Source organism: Roseburia sp. 1XD42-34 (genome assembly GCF_009917385.1).
Classification (GTDB): domain Bacteria; phylum Bacillota; class Bacilli; order Bacillales; family Amphibacillaceae; genus Virgibacillus.
In genome coordinates this window covers 116,809-135,218 of the sequence record NZ_QWLJ01000011.1, presented here as the reverse complement: position 1 = coordinate 135,218, position 18,410 = coordinate 116,809, and the positions used below count along the sequence as shown (strand labels likewise).

Annotated in this window: 15 protein-coding genes and 1 pseudogene; 11 read left to right on the top strand and 5 right to left on the bottom strand. The window is 34.4% G+C overall.

The window, feature by feature from the left end:
* The first annotated feature begins 5 nt into the window (after positions 1 to 5).
* The 5 genes and pseudogenes from D1839_RS08675 to tnpA all read left to right on the top strand — a co-directional run.
* Positions 6 to 1,445 carry a glycoside hydrolase family 1 protein gene (locus tag D1839_RS08675; RefSeq protein ID WP_120379422.1) on the top strand — a complete coding sequence of 480 codons (1,440 nt, stop codon included), beginning with the start codon at positions 6 to 8 and terminating at the stop codon, positions 1,443 to 1,445.
* Positions 1,446 to 1,493: 48 nt separating this feature from the next.
* A complete protein-coding gene (locus tag D1839_RS08670; RefSeq protein WP_120379423.1) occupies positions 1,494 to 1,814 on the top strand; it encodes a PTS cellobiose transporter subunit IIB in 321 nt (106 codons plus the stop codon).
* A 129-nt stretch (positions 1,815 to 1,943) separates the two neighbouring features.
* Entirely contained in the window at positions 1,944 to 2,447 is a 504-nt protein-coding gene (locus tag D1839_RS08665) for a hypothetical protein (protein WP_120379424.1), read from the top strand.
* Between the two features lie 21 nt (positions 2,448 to 2,468).
* Complete coding sequence (celB, locus tag D1839_RS08660; protein ID WP_120379425.1) at positions 2,469 to 3,824, top strand: PTS cellobiose transporter subunit IIC; 1,356 nt, start codon at positions 2,469 to 2,471, stop codon at positions 3,822 to 3,824.
* Positions 3,825 to 3,849: 25 nt separating this feature from the next.
* Positions 3,850 to 4,107 (top strand): annotated as a pseudogene (gene tnpA, locus D1839_RS08655) (IS200/IS605 family transposase); the annotation flags it as partial.
* Positions 4,108 to 4,401: 294 nt separating this feature from the next.
* On the opposite strand, the gene D1839_RS08650 reads toward tnpA, so the two are convergent.
* Positions 4,402 to 5,592, bottom strand: coding sequence for a coenzyme F420-0:L-glutamate ligase (locus D1839_RS08650; protein WP_120379426.1), 1,191 nt, complete (start codon positions 5,590 to 5,592; stop codon positions 4,402 to 4,404).
* Between the two features lie 217 nt (positions 5,593 to 5,809).
* Positions 5,810 to 7,303: an aldehyde dehydrogenase family protein gene (locus D1839_RS08645; protein WP_120379427.1), complete on the bottom strand. Its 1,494-nt coding sequence runs from the start codon at positions 7,301 to 7,303 to the stop codon at positions 5,810 to 5,812.
* A gap of 538 nt (positions 7,304 to 7,841) precedes the next feature.
* Between D1839_RS08645 and D1839_RS08640 the strand changes: the two genes are divergently transcribed.
* Positions 7,842 to 8,546: a hypothetical protein gene (locus D1839_RS08640; protein ID WP_120379428.1), complete on the top strand. Its 705-nt coding sequence runs from the start codon at positions 7,842 to 7,844 to the stop codon at positions 8,544 to 8,546.
* A gap of 471 nt (positions 8,547 to 9,017) precedes the next feature.
* On the opposite strand, the gene D1839_RS08635 is transcribed toward D1839_RS08640, so the two are convergent.
* Complete coding sequence (locus D1839_RS08635; protein WP_120379429.1) at positions 9,018 to 9,551, bottom strand: dihydrofolate reductase family protein; 534 nt, start codon at positions 9,549 to 9,551, stop codon at positions 9,018 to 9,020.
* A gap of 262 nt (positions 9,552 to 9,813) precedes the next feature.
* Here D1839_RS08635 and D1839_RS08630 point away from each other — a divergent pair, with 262 nt between their 5' ends.
* The 4 genes from D1839_RS08630 to D1839_RS08615 all read left to right on the top strand — a co-directional run bounded on the left by D1839_RS08630 (position 9,814) and on the right by D1839_RS08615 (position 15,114).
* Positions 9,814 to 10,779: a helix-turn-helix transcriptional regulator gene (locus D1839_RS08630; protein WP_120379430.1), complete on the top strand. Its 966-nt coding sequence runs from the start codon at positions 9,814 to 9,816 to the stop codon at positions 10,777 to 10,779.
* Between the two features lie 221 nt (positions 10,780 to 11,000).
* The gene (locus D1839_RS08625) at positions 11,001 to 12,062 is read left to right on the top strand and encodes an alpha/beta hydrolase fold domain-containing protein (RefSeq protein ID WP_120379431.1); all 1,062 of its coding nucleotides are present in this window, start codon (positions 11,001 to 11,003) and stop codon (positions 12,060 to 12,062) included.
* A 1,360-nt stretch (positions 12,063 to 13,422) separates the two neighbouring features.
* Complete coding sequence (locus D1839_RS08620; protein WP_120379432.1) at positions 13,423 to 14,097, top strand: response regulator transcription factor; 675 nt, start codon at positions 13,423 to 13,425, stop codon at positions 14,095 to 14,097.
* A gap of 9 nt (positions 14,098 to 14,106) precedes the next feature.
* A complete protein-coding gene (locus D1839_RS08615; RefSeq protein WP_120379433.1) occupies positions 14,107 to 15,114 on the top strand; it encodes a sensor histidine kinase in 1,008 nt (335 codons plus the stop codon).
* Here the strand turns inward: D1839_RS08615 and D1839_RS08610 are convergent.
* Both D1839_RS08610 and D1839_RS08605 read right to left on the bottom strand, forming a co-directional pair.
* The gene (locus tag D1839_RS08610; RefSeq protein ID WP_120379434.1) at positions 15,097 to 17,790 is read right to left on the bottom strand and encodes a type 2 lanthipeptide synthetase LanM family protein; all 2,694 of its coding nucleotides are present in this window, start codon (positions 17,788 to 17,790) and stop codon (positions 15,097 to 15,099) included. The genes D1839_RS08615 and D1839_RS08610 overlap by 18 nt on opposite strands.
* A gap of 71 nt (positions 17,791 to 17,861) precedes the next feature.
* Complete coding sequence (locus D1839_RS08605; protein WP_120379435.1) at positions 17,862 to 18,029, bottom strand: class II lanthipeptide, LchA2/BrtA2 family; 168 nt, start codon at positions 18,027 to 18,029, stop codon at positions 17,862 to 17,864.
* Positions 18,030 to 18,177: 148 nt separating this feature from the next.
* Between D1839_RS08605 and D1839_RS08600 the strand changes: the two genes are divergently transcribed.
* Entirely contained in the window at positions 18,178 to 18,366 is a 189-nt protein-coding gene (locus tag D1839_RS08600; RefSeq protein ID WP_120379436.1) for a plantaricin C family lantibiotic, read from the top strand.
* Positions 18,367 to 18,410 lie beyond the last annotated feature (44 nt).

The window sequence follows — 18,410 nt, the reverse complement described above, 5'->3', positions numbered from 1 at the left end:
ATAACGTGTTACATGAAAAGTTAAAACCGTTTCCAAATGATTTCCTATGGGGAGCAGCATCTGCAGCGTATCAGGTAGAAGGTGCCTGGAATGTCGGTGGAAAAGGAGTATCCAACTGGGATAAATTTGTTCGTCTTCCCGGAAAAACATTTAAAGGAACGACTGGGGATATAGCTGTAGATCACTATCATCGATACAAAGAAGATATTGCGTTAATGGCTGAAATGGGTTTGAAGACATATCGATTCTCGGTGGCATGGACCCGTATTTTCCCGAATGGAAAAGGTAAAGTAAACCAAAAGGGCCTTGATTTTTACAATCGATTAATCGATGAGTTAGTAAAACACCATATAGAACCAATCGTAACTATCTATCATTGGGATTTACCGCAAGCACTTCAAGACGAATATGGCGGTTGGGAATCGAGACAACTAATAGAAGATTTTAGAAACTATAGCGTTACCTTATTCAAGGCATTCGGAGATCGTGTGAAATATTGGGTTTCCTTAAATGAACAAAATGTATTTACTAGATTAGGGTACCAAACGGGAATGCATCCACCTGGGGTAAAAGATAATAAGTTATTTTATCAAGTAAATCATCATGCCAACCTAGCAAATGCAGTGGCAATTAAAGCGTTTCGCCAATATGTACCTAATGGGGAAATTGGACCAAGCTTTGCGTATTCACCGGCATATGCTGCTACATCAAAACCCGAAGATGTACTCGCTGCTGAAAACGCGGAGGAATTTACGAATCATTGGTGGATGGATATATACGCATGGGGAGAGTATCCGAAAATAGCTTGGAGTTACTTGGAAAGTAAAGGCATAGCTCCGTATATGGAGGAAGGCGATTTTGCGTTATTAAAAGAAGGAAAGCCTGATTTCATGGGTGTGAATTATTATCAAACGACAACCTATGAGAAGAACTCATTAAATGGGGTAACTATGGACGGACATTTTAACACCACTGGTAAAAAGGGAACAATGGAGGACACTGGGATACCGGGGCTTTTTAAGACCGTTACCAATGAACACGTAGAAAGAACCAATTGGGATTGGAATATAGATCCACAAGGTTTGCGAATTGGTCTTCGTAGAATAACAAATCGCTATAGATTACCAATCCTAATTAGTGAGAATGGTTTAGGTGAATACGATACAGTCGAAGAAGACGGCAGCATTCACGATGACTATCGAATTGCCTATATTAGCGCCCATGTAAAAGCAATTCAAGAAGCAATTACCGATGGTGTAGAAATGATTGGTTATTGCGTATGGTCATTTACAGATCTGTTAAGTTGGTTAAATGGGTTTCAAAAGCGATATGGCTTTGTATATGTTAATCAGCATGAAGAAGGTGAACTTGATCTTCGGCGAATAAAGAAGAAAAGCTTTTATTGGTATAAGAATGTAATAGCAAGCAACGGAGAAACTCTTTGACTAACGCTAAACATTACATGGTATTTACCATTAACGGAGGAATGTAACATGAAAAAAGTACTCATTATTTGTGCAGCTGGTATGTCATCATCATTAATGGCGAAAAAAACAACCGAATATTTAAAAAATAAAGGGGAGAATGTTTTAGTAGATGCCATTTCTGCTACAGAAGGTAGTAAGATGATTGAATCGAGCGACTTTGAATTGTTTTTGATAAGTCCACAAACAAAAATGTATTTTAAAAAGCTTAAAGAAACTGGAGATCGCGTAGGGAAAAAAGTGATAAACATTCCACCGCAAGCCTACGTTCCAATCCCTATGGGAGTTGAAAAGTTAAGTAATTTAATTTTACAAGAGCTTTTAAAATAATTTGTCATGGAACTGTTTATTAGAAAAATAAATCCTAAGAACCCTTACACGATTATAACAAATGCCCTTCACCACCTGCTAGGTCTTTGCTTACTAACGAAGGGCTAAATAAAAAATGAGGGATTGCATATGAGAAACAATGAAATAACGGTTATGGAACAAAACAGAAAAAAATTAAGTTTGAAGGCGATGTACTTTAACCGATATTTACTTGTACGGTATATTTCTGCGTTATTCTTTTTTACGAATTTATATTGGTTCATTTCATTGTTTATGAGCAATTCTTTACTGTGTTTTATCCCTTTATTGTTAATGATTGCATTAGTCATTAGTATTACGGAGCAAGTGAAAATATATAGTAAGCATACTAATAATGCTATATACACCAAATATTGTTTTATCATGTTGCTTTTAACAAATGTATGGTTAGGTATATCCATTTGGTTTTCGTCTACTTTCACGCATCTATATCCTTTTCTCTTAGATGAAGAGAAATCTAGAATATTAATTTTAATTATTTTGTGTGCAGGAATATTGTTAAGTACATTGGTTCTTTACCGTTTAGAGCGAATTAAACATAATGCAGATAAGCATTATAAACGCATGAAGCAATATGAAAAAATTGTGAATTAACATTTGGAAAGGGGTATTCTTATGGGAACAGAAAACAAAGTATTTGCTCTATTAGAAAAATATTTAATGGGTCCAATGGGTAAAATTGCTTCCTTACGTGTGGTACGTGCAATCATGGCAGCAGGTATGGCGTCCATACCGTTTGTTATTGTAGGATCGATGTTCTTGGTTTTTAATGTTTTACCACAAACATTTACATTTTTAGAAGGCTTTTATGATGGTACTTTTTTTAAAATTAGTGATTTATATATGTTAGCAAACAAAGCGACAATGGGTATATTAGCATTATATTTTGGACTTGTCATAGGGTATGAGTATACAAAAATACATGCAGAAGAAGAGGACCTAAATCTCAATCCATTGAATGGTGCTTTGCTATCATTGTTTGCATTCTTTATGACGGTGCCTCAATTGGTTTTAGACAATGGAAAAATGTCTTTAGTAGAAAAAATGGACGAAAACAATACTATTCTTTATGGCTGGGAAATGGTTGGAGATGGTGTTAGTCGTTTAGGAGCAACTGGAATATTCACTGCTATCATCATGTCTGTTGTCGCTGTGCAATTATATCGCTTATGCGTGAAACGAAATTGGGTAATAAAAATGCCCGAAGCAGTGCCAGAAGGTGTATCTAGATCTTTCACAGCCTTAATTCCAGCATTCTTAGTTGCTTTTACTGTTTTACTGATTAATGGTATTTTCATTGCATTAGGTACGGATATATTTAAAATTGTCGCCATTCCATTTGGATTTGTGGTTAATTTAACGAATAGCTGGTTAGGTATTCTAATTATTTATTTCATTATTCATGCGCTTTGGCTAGTGGGCATTCACGGTGCCAGCATTGTTGGGGGATTCTTAACGCCAATTGTTCTTGCTAATATGCAATCTAATATAGACGGGGCTACTATTCCATATGCTGGTGAATTTAACAATGCGTTTGTATATATTGGTGGTTCTGGTGCTACGCTGGGTTTAGTATTGTTTATTGCCTTTTTTGCGAAATCAAAACAATTAAGAGTGCTCGGTAAAGCAGCTGTTGCGCCTGGTATCTTTAATATTAATGAACCTATTATCTTTGGGTTACCAATAGTTTATAATCCATACTTGGCGCTACCATTCTTTTTAGCACCAATGGCAGCAGCTTCAATTGGTTATTGGGCAATTAAGCTAAATATGGTTGAAGCTATTATTGCGCAAATGCCTTGGCCAACGCCAATAGGTGCAGGTGCTTTTATTAGCACAGGTGGTGATATAATGGCTGTTGTTGTTGCAGTGATTTGTGCCATTGTAGCTTTTCTCATCTGGCTTCCATTTATAAAATTATATGATAAGAAATTAGTAGAGCAAGAAAAAGGAGAGGAAGCACTTATTTAAACGAAATTAGCTTGTTTATGAAAGAGAATTGGTAGTTTGCTCCGATCACATCCATATGTTAGTTAGTATACCACCAAAATTAATTGTATCTCAATTTATGGGCTATTTAAAAGGAAAAAGTAGCCTCATGGTTTTCGATCGCCATGCCAATCTTAAATATAGATATGGAAATCAAAAATGTTGGTGTAGAGGATTTTATGTTGATACAGTGGGAAGAAATAAAAAACAAATTCAAGAATATATCAGGAATCAGCGCAGGACAAAAAATAAGAGATTCTTTTAGAATCAGTGAGTGAATGTGGTGGGAAACCCGATCGGTGCGCCTTTAAGGTCGAGGCCGGAAATAAAGGCTTTCAGCCGCAGAGCAAACCACCAGTTCACACCACACACTGGTGGTTTTGATTTGCTTTTCTATATTTAAAGTTTTGAACAATCTCTTTTTTGGGGGAGTTTTTTGTTTGGTATAAACATTAGTTCACCACCCGCATAGAATTTCAGTTTCGCACACTGTCGAGAGCTCAACATAAAAATCATAATAAAAGCCAGGCACCTACAAAATCTGGCACCTGGTTCTTTTTTATTTCGTATAATTATCAAAATATCCTTGGATATAAATAATCGGAGTACCTTTATCGCCACTACCTGAGGTTAAGTCAGATAAGGAGCCAATAAGGTCAGTAAGCTTTCTTGGCGTTGTTCCTTGTGTTTCCATGGATCCTACAAGATCTTCGCCTTTATTTTCAATATAGTTGTTAATCGCTTCCTCAAGTTCCTTTCCTTTTAAGTCAGCAAAGTTATTATCAGCAAGGTACTTTAATTTCACTTCGTTTGGTGTGCCTTCAAGACCAGATGTATAAGCTGGTGAAACGACAGGGTCAGCAAGCTCCCAGATTTTCCCTACAGGATCTTTAAATGCACCATCCCCGTATACCATCACTTCTACATTATTTCCAGTCTTTTCCTTAAGCATCTGTTGGATTTCATCTACAACAGGCTGACAATTTCTAGGGAAAAGCTTAACTGTATTCTCTGTGGACTTATTAGAACCTAAAAGGCCGTATGCTTCATTATAGCCACTTCCATCAATAGATTGAGTTAAGATGTCATCCAAACTGTAAACTTTCTCTGCGCCGTTCGCCGTTAAAATTCTTTTCGTTCTGAATCGTGAATGAATATCACAGCTGAGCACGTTTTTCGTGTAGTCTAAGATCGTTTTTGGATCATTGGCGAAAATAACTTCACATTCAATCCCATATTCTTTCACAATGGATTTATAGTAATCGATATAGTCAATACCAGTAAACGTATGCTTTTGATGGCCAAAAAGGTAGCGGAATTGCTTTTCTGTTAACACATCTGTCCAAGGGTTAACGCCTTTTTCATCCAGCGTATCAAGATCTACTAAATGATTTCCCACTTCATCAGATGGATAGTTTAGCATTAGGACAATTTTTTTAGCGCCTTTCGCAATACCGCGGAGACAAATTGCGAAACGATTCCGACTTAAAATGGGAAATATAACTCCAATTGTTTCTTCACCAAATTTGGCTTGGACGTCCGCTGCGATATGATCGATCGAAGCGTAATTGCCTTGAGCACGCGCTACGACTGATTCTGTAATAGTAACGATATCCTTATCATTTATTTGAAAGCCTTCCACTTCGGAAGCTTTTAATACACTATTTACCACAATATCTTCAATTTTGTCACCTTGATTAATAATGGGGCAACGAAGACCTCTGACAACTGTTCCGACTACTCTTTCCAAATTAATCGCTCCTAACCATGCTAAAAATAAAACACTTATACTAGTAATATACATGAATGAAGGGCAATAAGTAAAACAAATGTACCAAATATTGATTAAAAAACGAATGATTTTACGAATTTATGTGGAAACGATCGTAAATTAACACTTCCTCCCCATGTAAAAAGAGCTGTGTTTATAAGCAGCCCTCGCTTATAAACACAGCCTATTAAACTGACTAATAGATTCCGTCTTTTTCCTCTTTCATACTGATGAAAATATTTTTTGTTTGGGTATAAGCATCGAGAATACTTTTATATGTTTCTCGACCAATACCCGATTTTTTATAGCCGCCAAATGGTGCACCGGCAGAGAAGTTTGTATACTGGTTCACCCACATGCGGCCTGTTTCTACTTTACGAGATACACGCAAAGCCGTGTTTAGATCCTTTGTCCATACGCCGCCTCCAAGACCATATTCGGAGTCGTTGGCTAAACGGACCGCTTCTTCTTCGGTTTTAAATTTAATCACCGTAGCAACAGGTCCGAAGATTTCCTCTTGGGCAATACGCATATTGTTATCTGCATCAGCAAGAATAGTTGGTGTCATAAACACACCATTTTCCAGTCCGTTCTCTTTGATTTGATAACCACCTGTGATTAACTTAGCGCCTTCCTTTTGCCCGATTTCAACATATTGTAAAATTTTATCCAACTGTTTTTGATTGATCTGTGCACCCATTTGTACGTCATCTTCCCAAGGGAGACCAACCTTAATGTTTTCGAACGCTGCTTTTAATTGGCTGACAAACTTATCATAGATACCCTCTTGAACGAAAATACGCGATCCAGCACTACAAACTTGTCCTTGGTTAAATAAGATACCAGATTGTGCGCCTTCAATTGCTCTTTCCCATGGTGCATCATTAAAGAAAATATTTGCCGATTTTCCACCTAGCTCTAATGTAGCTGGAACTAAACGATCAGCTGCTGCTTTTGCTACGGTATAACCAACCTCTGTTGAGCCAGTAAAGGCTAGCTTGCTAATGCCCTCATGGTGAAGCATATAATCACCTGAATTAGCACCTCTACCGGTAATCACATTGACAACGCCTGCAGGCAATACTTGGTCCAGTAACTTTGCCAATTCTAGTAAGCTAAGGGAAGTAGATGAAGACGGATGAATAATAACTGTATTCCCTGCTGCAATGGCTGGAGCAATCTTCCAAGCAGCCATTAAAATGGGGAAGTTCCAAGGTATAATTTGACCTACAACACCAATTGGTTCTTTTAGAGTTAATGTTAATGTATCATCATCAAGTTCCTTAGCGGTCCCTTCTTCAGAACGAATAACACCAGCAAAATAGCGAAAATGATCTGCACTTAATGGAACATCAGCCCCACGTGATTCTCGGATCGGTTTACCATTATCTAGTGTTTCCACCATTGCTAGATGATCTGCGTTTTCGTCGATCAAATCAGCAATTTTTAGTAGTAATTTGCTTCTTTCTTCAACGCCAACGGTTTTCCATGATTGAAATGCCTTTGTCGCTGCCTCCACTGCCATATCAACATCAGCATGTGTTGCATCTATTACTTCAGAGAGCTTTTCCCCTGTACTAGGGCTATAGCTAGCTATTTTTCTACCTTCTGTTCCTTCCACCCATTGGCCGCCAATATATAGATCGTACGATGGATCAATGAGCTGCGCTGTATTCACTTTGCTGTTCATGACTCCTTACTCCCTCTCTTTTTGTAAAATATTTACTTATATTAGCTATTGTACTTAGGATTGAAACTGTTTACAATTAAACAGCTTATGAGAAATAAAGTTGATTGATATAATATATTTGGGTATAAATTATTTTGTGTAAAATTACACACAAGAGTTTATATCCCTAAATCATTCCGCCCTCCCCTCCTCCGCTATATTAGAATTGGGTGTTGCTTCCATCTTAAATCAATTTCTAATCACACTTAATAGGATAGACCAGAATATTCCAGGTAATTACCACCTACATGATGAATGATTGAATTTGAAAAGCAATATGTTTATAGAACTAAAAGTGTTATACTCGTTGCAAGAAGTTAGTTTGGTAACTGAAATACTTTCAAGATCTGCTTTTTTTCGTAGTCTAAACATGTTCCTTGATATACATATTAATTGTTACGGGGGTAGTAATTTGAACAAAAGAAATAGATTTACTGTCCAAATAAAAAGAAATGCAACCATAATCAGCCTATTTATAACAATATGTGGAGTATTGGTATTGCAAGGTTGCAATAACGCAAACGGAAATGCCAGTAGCATTGACAGAGCAGCGAAGAAGGTGAGCGATTTGTTTGAATTGGAAGATGAAGAAACAGTTAAAGAGTGGGAAACAAGTAAAATAAAAGATTCAACAGACCAAGAACAAGTTAGTGAAGCACAAGAGGCAATTGATGAAATTGATATGAACACCTTGGAACAGATGGAGGACTATGATAATGTATTTAGTCTTCGTTCTGCTGTCCTTCATGCGCAAAACCAAATAAAAGAACGGAAAGATATACGGAAGGCGGCTGATAACAGGGCAGAAAACGAACAAATAAAAGAATTCATTCCAGATGAAGATGATGTTGTTTGGAAAAATAATAAACTAAAAAATAAAGATATGCTTGAAGAATTTATGAAAATTGCAGGAGAAAACGGCAAGAATAATACCAGTGAAATTAGAGTCGTGAAAGATGAAGGCGAACAAGGTGTATTAATTTATGATTTAAAATCAATGTATGATAAAGATGCTGACCAAAGTTGGATTCTCGTTACGCCAGATGACAGTTACTATAGCGCAATAGAAAATGAAGTACAAGACGTTTTCAATTCGCGGCAGCAATGTGGGTACATGGAAAAAGATGAGCAGGAAGGGTATTATAAGTTGTTTGAATGTCGAACACATTGGGAATATCGGCTTCTTCCAACAGGTAATCTCTAACGTTTTTATAGAGGTAAAGCGAATAGTTATTACCAACGGTTTGCAAATATTAGGGAGCGTACACTATTTGTGTAAATTGGGAATCGCACAAAACTATAAAGGGTTAACGTGAAGAAGTGGACGTGCTCGCTTTGTTATTTAAAGGTATAGTATAAGCTAATTAACAACGACGAGCCAAATATTCTATATAAAACTATGCATATTATCATCTAAACTTTAAATGATTCTTCTTTCTGGTTTTATACCTCTAACCGCATGTGGAGAAATGCAATTAATATTGCCAGGACATTTTTCTATTAAAGGGTGTTGGTGTTTAGAGGAACAAAGGCGCAGGACGCCAAAGCCAGACGTGGCTATTCAGTTATTCCCTTTTATCCCAAAGCAACAAATTTTATGCTTTCTTATCTTGCAAAAAAAACAGCTCTAATTAGGAGAGCTGTTTCCTTACATCATACCTTTTCCAAGTTTCATTTACCTTTTTACTTCATAATGCAGCTCAACAAATTGATTAAATCGTTTCGTTTTTTTCAAAGAAAGGTCTAATTGGTAGTTTCCTTTTTTAAATAATGGAATTCCATCACCTAATATAGCTGGGGCAACGGTTATAATAAGTTCGTCTAGCAATTTCTCTTGTAGAAAAGGATGCAATAATTCTCCGCCGCCGACAATCCAAATGTCTTTTCCTTTTTGCTGTTTTAAGTGTTGAATAAAACTAGACACATTGTCAGACACAAACTTCACGTTCTCCGTATCGGTAACAGGAGATCTCGTAAACACATAGGTTTGTTTATTCTTATATGGAAATTCCTGAAATTCCTGCTCCATTATCCAATCATAGGTTCTTTTCCCCATTAAAACGATATCAACGGTTTCATAAAACGCCGCAAATCCGTTATCTCCTTCACCATCTACTTGAAATAACCATTCCAAGGAATCATCTTTCGTGGCAATGTATCCATCTAAACTTGCTGCGATAAATAATACGACATTTCGATTTTGCTCCACATTCATTCTCCTTTCCATAGCTGTAAATTAAGTATATACTTTAAATATGACACCTTTTGTCATATTTATCCCGGATATAAGGTGATGTGAGATCTCACTTCAAGAATAGAAAATATGAACTGGACAATGGTAAGTGGAGATAACAATACCTCCATCCCTGGTTCGTTCATTTAACAATCAGAGTGGGGTGAGAGAAAAAGCCCCACTCATTAAAGATTCACTTTATAGCTTTTGCTTTATTTTCACCTAAGGGACTGATGTTATGAGAGCCGATCGATTAATGAATATTATGATCTTGTTGCAAAATAGAGGGAAAATGACCTCAAAGGAATTAGCTAGCGAATTAGAGGTGTCAATTAGAACGATCCTTAGAGATATGGATGCACTAAGTACTGCAGGGGTTCCTGTCGTATCGGAAAGGGGAAAAGAGGGAGGATGGCGCCTGTTAGATAACTTCCGTAGTCAATTAAGCGGATTTAATATGGATGACATGAAATCTTTATTTCTTTTCCCTTCAGAAAAATTACTCGAAGACTTGGGGTTGACTAGTCAAGCATTAGAGACAAGAGAAAAATTATTTGCAGCCATCCCTGATATGTATCGGAATGAAGCGCAAAGCATGTGGGAAAGAATTCACATCGATGCGAGTACTTGGCGACAATCTAAAGAAAAAGTAGGCGCTCTCAAAATTGTTCAACGTGCTGTTTTGAAAAGAAAAAAGTTAAGAATTCATTATGAACAGCTCAATGGGGAACAAAAGGAAAGGTTAGTTGAGCCATTAGGATTGGTGGCAAAAGGGAGTAACTGGTACCTCGTCGCTGTAAGAAATGGAGAGCTACGTAATTATAGAGTTTCACGCATACTCCATGCAAAAGTGGAAGAGAAAGATTTTGATAGACCACAGGGTTTTAACTTGGCGGTATACTGGGAACAGTCAAAAGCAGAGTTTATTCAAAGTTTACCTAAGTACGATGTGCAAGTAGAAGTAGACCCAGAAATAATGAAACGGCTTCGGTTTACAGGTAAGTTTGTTCAAGTTATAGAACCAGAGCATCAACGTGATGGTCAATGGATAGCAGCGACTGTACGTTTTCACGATGAGCAAGAGGCGATTGAATTTTTAATAGGGTTTGGACATAAACTGAAGGTAATTTCGCCAAAGGATCTTCCTAATAAAATCGTAGCGCTTGCTAAGTCTGTTATTGACTACTATCAAGGTGCCAAATAGGTTTGTTCTATGGATTGAATTATGAATAAAGAGGGAAGAGTAACAATAAAAAATACGTGATATATAAGTGAAACACTTTTCATATAGATAGCTAAAAAAATTTATTCCTTCAGCAAAGATCATTCTAAATATAATGTGCTTTAATTACAACAATCACTCTATTTATTAAAGCGGTTTCTTGTAAATAACCTTAAATCCGTATATTTGAAAGGGAGATTATCATGAATGTAAGCACTAATCAGCTAATGAAGGCTGTGAACACAGATGATAAGCGAATGAGAGTAAAGCCTGTACCGGGAAAAGAAGAGTCAGGTCATATCGACCCACGTACGCTTGAAGAGCTAAGTATGACTGCAGAGGAAGCATCTTCAGAAGAAATGACGAGCGAACCTACAGTTGAGATGATGCGTGCTGGTATCGGATGGTCCAACGCCAAAGATATTACTACACATGAACTTATAGTGGAAGACACAGAATTTGCAGGCATCCCTGTTCGAACATATGTAAAAAAAGATATAGTAAATGACATATTACCAGCCATTGTATTTTACCATGGGGGTGGATTTTTTGGCGGTTCTCTAGATCATGTTGATTTACCATGTAGACGGTTAGCAGATTTAGGGGAGGTACGTGTTTTCTCCGTAGAATATGGCTTAGCACCAGAACTCCCCTATCCAGAAGCTGTTATAAACGCACATCAATCAGTTGTTTACATTCATCATCACCACGAGGAATTAAAAGTAAATGCAAATCATATCAACGTCATGGGCGATTCAGCTGGGGGGAATTTAACTTACGTCGTTTCTTTATTAGACCGGTTATATGGGACAAACTACATTAACAATGCCGTTTCCATTTATCCCGTTGTATATCAAGGGAAAAATGAAGCGTTATTAAATCGTTTTTATGATTTATCGGCAATTCATGCACATGAACATGAGCAGTTGGTGCATGAGCATATAAAAGGATTTATGCATTTCTTTCATTTTATTGATCAATGGTATATTCAAGGGGCGGATGCCGAAAGCTGGATGATCTCACCGTATAATGCGGAGGAAGATTTACTAAAAAACATGCCACGCACTTTATATATTGCTGGGGAATATGACGCATTACGTCTTCAAGGAGACGCGTTTTTTGAAAAAGCAAAACAAGCGGGCGCAGATGTGTATTGCCTGCACTATAATGGAATGGTTCACGCATTTATGGATAAGGTCGGCGACTATGTCCAAGCAGACGATTGTTTAAAAGAGTCTGTCAAGTTTATCTTAGAAGCGAAATAAAATGAATTACGCTCTATATTGGAGAAGAAAGCAAAGGATAAATAATAGATAAAACAAGCAGGAGAGAATGAAGCCCTGCTTGTTTTTACGAGATAAGAAACCGCCATGGCTGGCTTGTACCAGCATCTACTCTGAAAAGCATGATATAAGCTTTTTCATACAAACAGCATGGGCTCTCACTCGACGAAAAGGTCGATGCAATATGTTGTAATTATTCAGTCAGTCGCGCATATTCCTGCTATTTGTTTAGCTTGTAAAAGATTTGTTGTGCTACATGGGCAGTATTCTTTTGGTGCGCCAAAAAAAGCGATATACGAAGGCGTTTTCTGCCTATCTTGCACGTCAATCTTATGGAGCCACAGTTACTCATACATCTAGACAAGCAAGCTCCCTATTCTCCATGGAGCACTTTTTCAAGGGAGAGCTACATGAGAAAGTGAGGAAGGACAGGAGGACGTATACCAAGAGGCAGATGTTTTTCATTTATTTAGAAACTTTGCTATACTTTTCTGATATATCACCTATTTATTTTGGTGTTGATCCGGAATTTTAGATAAAAAAGAATTTAGCCCCCAATACAGTGTGTACACTCTTAGGTCAACTCTTCAAAATACTGGGTAAAACGGGAAAAAAGATGTATAGTAAGTCCAAAATAAAGAATAAGCGCACCTTTTACGATATGCATCACCAATAATCGTAAATCATGACTTATCATATTTGATCTGCGATTATTTGATTTACTTTTCCCGGTAGTGATAACCGGGAGGCATCACCTTTACAGTTTTTACATGTATAAACACGTTCAACGTGTTACCCTTTCATCATGTTCGTCGGAATAAAAATTTGCCCACTTTACTCAAAGAAATTAGGAAACGGCGTCAATTATAGGAGTATTGTTTGAAAGTCGGTATAAGCATTGTTCGAAAAATCATCAGATCTTTTATGCAAAAGCGTAAACTAGTTTTCCATTTCGAAAATGAGGCTCAATATAAGTTTGGATATCTGGGCGTATGTAAATACCGGATTTTGTATCCTGGCATTCCGTAATTGCTTTAGAATGTCTAGTTTATTAAATATGCTTTTAACAATTGAATCTTCAAGAAGTATTATTATGGTAATTAGTAAGCGTATTTTATATTGACAGTTTTAGGGGTTAGTTTAGTTCCTAGAACACTTTGCTCTTTACCAAACAAGGCGTTTCTCGTCGGAAAGACCCTTCGTTTGGCTAACTTCGGTTTAACGTGGTCTAATGTGATTCTGTTAGTCTACTTTACCTTAATTATGTCTTTTTTCTAGTGTAACCTACCCATGTTTCGATATTTTAAGTTAAAAGAAATAAATTTATGGAGGAAATGAAGTTATGAAAAACATAATGAAGGGATTAAATATTTTGGTACTAGAAGACGATAAATACATATCTGAGTTTTTGCATGAGTTTTTAAGTGATTACTTTGCTAATGTATTTGTTTACACGGATAATAGATTTAACTATTCTAAATTAGAACATATAGACATATTCTTATTAGATGTTGAAATTCCTTTTGACAATGGTTATGAAATTTGTAAACGGATAAAATTGTTGTTTCCTCAAAAGCCAGTAGTGTTTCTAACCGCTCATAGCCAATTAGAGGATAAAATTAAAGGGTTGGAACTAGGAGAAGATTTTATACCTAAACCATTCGAACCTTTAGAACTTATAGCTCGATTAGAGAATTTATTGAGTAATAAATACAGTGAATATTTTTATTTGAGCGGTCTGTTGGTTAATAAAGTTAAACATAGCGTTTTGAATAGTAAAACAAAGCAAGAAATTAAGTTAAGCAATACAGAAAAAAAACTGTTTTTTTATTTATATAATAATATAGATCTTTGCTTATCCAAAGAACAGATCATTGAACACATCTGGGGCATTGATTATAATGGTAAAGCAAATTCTCTAAATGTTTATATAAATAATTTAAGAAATAAAGTAGATAGCAATGGAGAAATTATTCATACAATTTATGGATATGGTTATAAAATGTCAACTCATTAAGGAGTAAATATGTTTCACAAAAAAGTTTATTTCATAACATTCGTTTCTATATTATTTTTTCCTTTTGCTTTTATAGCTTCCAACTACACGATATATGGAATACATTTATTGTATAATTTAATGAGCGGTACGGATACGCCCTTTAAATCTGATGAGAATTATATATATATATTTTCCCTTTTCTTTATATTGATTTTATTATACGTATATTTCCTTTCTAAGACTCTTAAAAATATATCGGTTGAAATTACTAACCTTTCAAAACTAATACGAGATATAGCAGATGAACAAAATATTCCAGACATCGTTTCCATTTCAAGTTTAAAATTTGATGAAATAAGGCATTTAAGTGAATCTATTAATATATTAATAGAAAGATTACAATACAATCAAAAAAAATATAATGAGTCTGAAGAAATAAGAAAAAAATACTTAAACCAGCTCTCTCATGATATCAAGACCCCTCTTTCGATTATTAATATTAACTTATACTATATTCAGACAGGTAAAAATATAAATCAAGCAATAGAAGAAATCACCAAAAATGTAAATATTATATCAACACTTAGTGATCGAATATACCATAAAAATTATTTGAATTCTGATTCAATAATTATTAAGAAAGAACCTGTTGTGTTATCTCATTTTGTAGAGCAGATTTCACAGAAATGGAATAATGCTTTCAATCATAGGGAAATACAGTGTAATATGAATATTGATTCAAGTATTATTTGGACTTTAGATAAAATATGGTTTGAAAGATTGTTTGATAATATATTACAAAATGTACTTTATCATTCAAAAGCGAGTGCTGTAGAAATAAAAACGATAAAGGAGAAAAAATACGAGCGCTTAATTATTGTAGACAATGGTATAGGATTTGATTATCCAGAGCAAAACTTTTCTAATGGAAAAGGGTTAACCATAATTAAAGAGATTCCAAATCTATTAGAACTTGAAATCTCAATAAACAGTGATGAGTTTGGCACTAAAATAATCTTAACTCATCATATATAAAGCTAATTTGTAATCTTTTATATTTAGAATAATATCAAATAATTGACCGCTTTTCCCTAGAAAGAAACCTGGATTCCTATTTGGATATGAAAAGCCGGAGTCCCAAGAATAGCTCATTGTATGAGTACGCAATCCCTTGTTCCACTTTTCAATATCAGGAAAGGAATTTTCTCTAAGAGATTCTATGGCCTTTAACACCAACATGTTTCCATGTGTGCCATGACATACGCTTTTTCTGTTATTTAAATTAGATACGTCTAGACAGAGGATTTCTATTAGTTCTTCCATGTAGGTTATTTTAAGATATGGAATATATTGTTGAATTAAAATTCTTGCTAGTAATATACCAGAGAGACCGTTACACCAAGTAGTGGGTTCTTCAAAACTTAAAGCTTTATCTTCATAAATTAAAATTTTTTCTATTGTATGGATAATTTGCTCATCTTTATAAATGAAGTGAACATATTTTGCTAAAGTTAATGCTATACCTGAAGTGCCATGAGCCAAGCCTGGATTCATTTTCAAATCTTTAGCATCCTGGTCCCAAAATATCTCATCATTTGACACTTTAGATTTGGATAGCAGTAAATCTTTCAAACTTTCTATCGCATATAATATTTTTTTATGACCAGTAGAAGTGTAATAGTCGATTAATAGTGATATTATCCCGACCAGTCCGCCTATATAGTCTATGGGGTACCGACTACTATTAGCTATATGTGTATTATACTCCTGTATTAATTTTAGTAAATTGTCCACATTTTTGTTTATTTGATTTTCTTCAGAAATTTTATCGAGAATATATATATATTTAAAATAGGAAAATTTCCCATGGTAAATTGAAAAATTATTAGTTTTATCTATCTTATACAGATTTTCAATAGAGTTATTAATTTCCTTTAAACTGTATGAATAATTTTTCTTATTTTTTAATATCCAATAACTTAGTAATAACGCTATGCCTCCTAAACCGTCATATAAATTGTATCCAATAGGGCTAATGATTGCTTCCCCGTTACTATTATGACGAAGACTTAATAGCATTGAAAAATTATCTGTATTTGAAATTAGTTTTTCAATTTCATAGTTAATATCTTTTTTATCAGGCAGTTTTTTAAGTGAATGAACTTCAACCTTTTTTAAACTATTTTCTTTATAAGCGTCTATAGCTAAATCTAATAAATGGGACTGTTCTTCCAAGTCCTTAAGTGATAATTTATCTATTCTTAATAAAACTTCTTCTCTAGGTTTTTTCTCAAAAAAATTAAAAGCTACCTTCTCATTAGAAGTTGGACTTTTAATGTCTTTTTTATCTATATTTACAGTAAAGTAAGGTACATCATAATTTAAAAGACTTTTATATTCTAAATCAGTTATAACGTCTTTAGAATTATAATGAACATTTGAGTTCTGAAGTATGCTGTAAAGTTCAGTGTTATCTTTCAAGTGGCTTTGTTTTAAAAATTCTATATATGTAGCATAGGTATATGTTGGCTTGAGTACATATCTTACATTAAAATTTGGATAAGCAGACAGTATTTGCTTGTATTTTTTCTTATTCTCAACTATATACAAATATGCTTTATTAAATCCTCTCACAACTTCTTCTTTAAAAGAATAAATTTCCATAAATTTTCCTTTATATTTGGGTATATTTTTACTACTATTTGTAAAAAATTCTTTATAAACATAACGCATATTATTTGTGTTTTTATCAATTAAAAGTTCTTCAGTTTTAGATGTTAATGTTTGATTTGTAGTACCACCTAAAAATGTTATACCTTCTCCAGTGAAAGAAGTAGCATAGTCAAACAGTAAACTTTGCAAGATACTATCATTTAAAAAGAGGGGATTATTTTTTATAAGTTGATTATGACTGAAGTTGATAGTTCCTTGCATAATAGTTTCTAGGTCGATAATAACTGGATTATTAGAATTACTTATTATGTTTTCATAATGAATATCATTGGATCTTAACATATATGTGTAGAAAATGTGGATTCCCAAATGGTAATAATATGTTTCGATTTCTTTGATCGTATTGCAATTTTTATACTCTATAAACTCTTGCCACGCATGAGAATTATAATTATATATTTTGGGTATTTTTAACTCACTGTTATTATCATAATTAAATTTTTGTATTAGTTTGTAATAAAAGATATCACTTTCTAGGTTTCTTGGCTTGTAAACGAGCTTTGTACCGTTATTTAAAAACAATACTACGACGGTTTTTCCATTATTATGAGTATCTCCTTTGTCAACAATGATGTAGTTTATTTTAACATTTTGATTTGGAAAGATTTCTTCTCTGTTATTACAAAAATTCTCCATTAAATTGTGATAATATTCCAATAGATTAGCAATGTTATTGTCTAAAATACATCTTAAGTTTTTAAATTTATCTAATTGTAGGTCTAATTTATTTATGTAATAATTAATCCCAGCATTTTTAAATCCATCCTTCTCCTTTTTGATTTTGGAATTTTCATGAAAGTCTTCGAGCATAAATTTACCACTTATGTTTTCTATTTTTTCTATGACCATATTTTTAATGTCTTTTCTATAATTACTTGATAATATATGACTGAAATTTTTTTCTATTTCTATAATATATTTTTCTATTTTTTTAGAAAAAAGTTGTTCATATATTTGTATGCTAATAATGTTACTCATAAATTAAATCCCTCCTAAAAAATAATAGATGCCCCCTGTAATAGAGGGCATCTATTATTGAATAATGTACGTTAGTCATTACAAGGTTTGACAACGGATGCACATTTAGTTGTTGGACAAATCGCTAGAGAAACTGGAATAATTGTAGCAGGGGTTCCTTGTGGCTCACTTGCGCCGCCTGAAATCTCTTTTAAATCATTAGCACTAATTTTTTTGTAAGCCGTTACTTTATTTTCCATATAAAAAACCTCCTTTCTTTTATTAGGAAATAAAACATAATTTGCTAAATTGTTCAAATTATAGTATTATTTCTTCATAACATATTATTCTCACTTTTATAATAACACAAATATACAAAAATTCAAACAAATGGGAGGGAATTAATTTATGAAAGAAAAAGATTTACAATTGTACAATACTGCTGGAGATTTTATGAGTGAACTAGAAGAAGCATCTTTAGATAATATTTCTGGTGGTGCAGCAGAACCTATGGGGATATCTCAAGGTAATGACGGGAAGTACTGTACTATAACTTGGGAATGCTCTATTTGTCCTACGCATACTTGCTGGTGTTAAGAATAGTGGTGGTGGGGGTATATCCCCACCACCACTTAAACGTA